Below are 2,950 nucleotides of genomic sequence, written 5' to 3'. Positions count from 1 at the left end.
TACGCGCTCGTCTTCGCCGGAGTCTGCGCCGTCGTTACCGTGGCGGCGGTCTGGATGTCCTACTCTTTCGCCGAACGGCAGCGGCAGAAGATCTACGTGTTGGACAACGGCCGCTCACTGATGGTGGCGCTCTCGCAGGACCTCGCACAGAACCGCCCCGTCGAAGCCCGCGAGCATGTGCGGCGCTTCCACGAGCTCTTCTTCACCCTCTCGCCCGACAAGGCAGCCATCGAGTCCAATGTCGGACGCGCCTTGCAGATGGCCGACAAAAGCGCCTTGTCCTACTACAAGGTCTTGCAGGAGAAGGGATTCTTCAACCGCCTGATCGCGGGCAATGTTTCGCAGATGGTCAAAGTGGACAGCATCCGCTGCGATTTCAACCATTATCCTTACGAGGTTACGACCTTTGCACGGCAGCGTATCCTGCGCGAGAGCACCGTCACGGAGCGGTCGCTCGTCACGACATGCCGTCTGGTGAACGTCTCCCGCTCGGACAACAACCCGCAGGGCTTTATGGTCGAGGCGCTGAACATCGTCGAGAACAAAGACATTGCAACCTATGACCGTTAAACCGCACTCACTGCGCTGCCGCATCCGCTGGGTGCGGCGGTCGTTGCGACGCCGCCACGACACGCTCGCGCCCCGCATCCGGAAGCGGATCGTACTCGCGGCGCTCGTCCTACTGCTACTACTTTACCTCTGGCTCCTGTTCGCGACGAACATGGTGCCGGAGCTGGAGATCGGACATCCCGAATTATTACATCTAAAACCGTAAACGTTATGATAGAAAACAAGAATCCGGACAATGACCCCTCGGCGGAGTTCGAGCGGCAGCGCAAACGCAAGGTACTGCTCTTCACGGCGATCCTCGGATGCATCTTCCTCGTCGTGCTGTGGTTCATATTCCGACCAGCGCCCGTCAAGCCCCAAGAGGGGGCCGTGGGGATCAACACGTCGGTCCCGGACGGCAAGGCTCAGGCCACCGTCGGCGACAAACGCAAAGCCGCGGAACAGCTCCGCAGCGAGGAGCAGCAGCAGAGACGCATGATGACCCTCGGGGACAATGCCTTCTCGCTATTAGACGACGGGCTGAAGGCCGCCGAAGAACCTGCACCGGAGGATAACCCCGTGCAGCGGGCCTCCGAGGCCAACCGGGCCATGCAGCGGCAGGTGCAGGGCTTCTACGCCGCTCCGCAGCGCAATGCCGAGGTCGAAGCCCTAAAGGAACAGGTCGAAGCCCTGCAATCCCAACTCGACGCCGAGCGGCAGCAGCCCGACCCGCTGGAACTGGCCGAGGAGCAGTACAAGCTCGCCCGGAAATATCTCGGCGGAGGAACGGCTCCGGGTGAAGAAGCAGTTGAGCCGACAAAGCAACGGCGGGATTCGCGTCTGTCCGTGATGCGGCCCGTGCGGGAAGGTGAGGTCGAAGCCTCGACACTCGACCCGCGGGCGGATTTCACCATCGAGCGCAACCTCGGATTTCTGACCGCGACGGGACGTGCGGCGGAGAATCAGGTACCGACCGTCAAAGCCTGCGTAGCTCAGACACAGGTCATACGTGCCGGAAGCACGGTACAGCTGCGGCTGCTGGAAGCCGTGCGCATCGACGATACGGTGATTCCCCGCAACACCCCGTTATACGGTCTTGCGACGATCTCCGGGATGCGGCTGCAAGTCATGGTGTCGTCCGTCGAATACGGCGGGCGGATCTTCGCCGTCGAAGCCGCAGCTTACGACCTCGACGGCCAGCTGGGGCTGAATGTCCCGAACTCCCGCGAGCGGACGGCCCTCAAAGAGGCGCTGGCATCCGTCGGGCAGACCGCCGGAACGAGTGTAAACGTCACCCGTTCGGCCGGGCAGCAGGTATTGTCCGAGCTGGCGCGCGGAGGATTGCAGGCTTCGTCGCAGTATGTCGCCGGGAAACTCCGCGAGGTGAAGATAACCCTCAAAGCCAACCATCAGCTATTATTGATTTCAAAACAGCAGTAAAATGAAAAGAGACCTTATTTATCTGTTCCTGATTGTCGCAGCAACCGCCGCGGCAAAAGTCACGGCACAGACGACACAGGAAACGCCGGCGGAAATTCGTCCCCAGCGTATCGAAGCGGGATTTACGAAAACCGTGCATATCCTTTTCCCGTCGCCCGTCACGTATATCGACATCGGCTCGATGGACATCATCGCCGGAAAAGCCGACGGGGCCGAGAACGTCGTGCGCGTGAAAGCCGCCGTGCGGAATTTCACAGCAGAAACCAACCTGACGGTCATCACTGAAGACGGCGGATTTTTCACTTTCGATGTCCACTATGCCGAGAATCCGGCAGTCTCGACCGTCAATCTTACAGTGCAGGAACCGCAGACAGAAGGTGTGCAGAAACCGGATGTCGCAGGCGATTATCAGCCGACGGCCCCAGCATCCGAGGGACGGGTGCTGCTGCGCGAAGTAGGCCGCGAAAAGCCCGCAACCGTAAAACGCATGTTGAGCGACATATACCGCCAAAACCGTACGGACGTGAAGGGCATTCGTGCGAAGAAGTACGGCATTGAAGTCGAAGTGTTGGGGATTTACGTGTTCAATGACGTGATATACATTCACACCTGCATCTCGAACGACACGAACATCTCCTTCGAGGTGGATGCGCGGCGGTTCATCGTAGCGGATCGCAAACTCGCCAAGCGTACGGCACAACAGCAGACATCGCTCGAAATCCTGCGCGTATGCAACGATCCGGCAGTTGTAAGGGGGCACCAGCGTCAGCGGACGGTATTCGCGCTGCCCAAGCTTACGATCCCCGACGACAAGGTGCTTTTGCTGGAAATCGTCGAGAAAAACGGAGCCCGCCATCAGACGGTGGAGATACCCGCAGGGGAATTGTTGGATGCGAAACTCCTGTAAAGAGACAGGCGGTCGAACCCGATGCGGAAGTTTTTATGCAGCAGTGGGAATGTT

At 59.6% G+C, this 2,950-nt stretch carries 4 protein-coding genes; all 4 read left to right on the top strand.

Annotation, left to right across the window (positions count from 1 at the left end):
- Nucleotides 1-570, top strand: a 570-nt coding sequence (gene traK, locus BHV64_RS09070) for a conjugative transposon protein TraK (protein ID WP_288115776.1), incomplete at its 5' end; no start/stop codon positions are given.
- Nucleotides 560-775 carry a hypothetical protein gene (locus BHV64_RS09065; RefSeq protein WP_288115775.1) on the top strand — a complete coding sequence of 72 codons (216 nt, stop codon included), beginning with the start codon at nucleotides 560-562 and terminating at the stop codon, nucleotides 773-775. The genes traK and BHV64_RS09065, both read left to right, overlap by 11 nt.
- A gap of 5 nt (nucleotides 776-780) precedes the next feature.
- On the top strand, nucleotides 781-1,989 hold the full coding sequence (gene traM, locus BHV64_RS09060) for a conjugative transposon protein TraM (RefSeq protein WP_288115774.1): 1,209 nt from the start codon (nucleotides 781-783) through the stop codon (nucleotides 1,987-1,989).
- Nucleotide 1,990: 1 nt separating this feature from the next.
- Nucleotides 1,991-2,896 carry a conjugative transposon protein TraN gene (traN, locus tag BHV64_RS09055; protein WP_288115773.1) on the top strand — a complete coding sequence of 302 codons (906 nt, stop codon included), beginning with the start codon at nucleotides 1,991-1,993 and terminating at the stop codon, nucleotides 2,894-2,896.
- The last annotated feature ends 54 nt before the right edge of the window (nucleotides 2,897-2,950 follow it).

It is taken from the genome of Alistipes sp. 56_sp_Nov_56_25, from assembly GCF_001915285.1.
GTDB lineage: Bacteria > Bacteroidota > Bacteroidia > Bacteroidales > Rikenellaceae > Alistipes > Alistipes shahii.
This window is presented reverse-complemented; position numbering and strand designations above follow the sequence as displayed.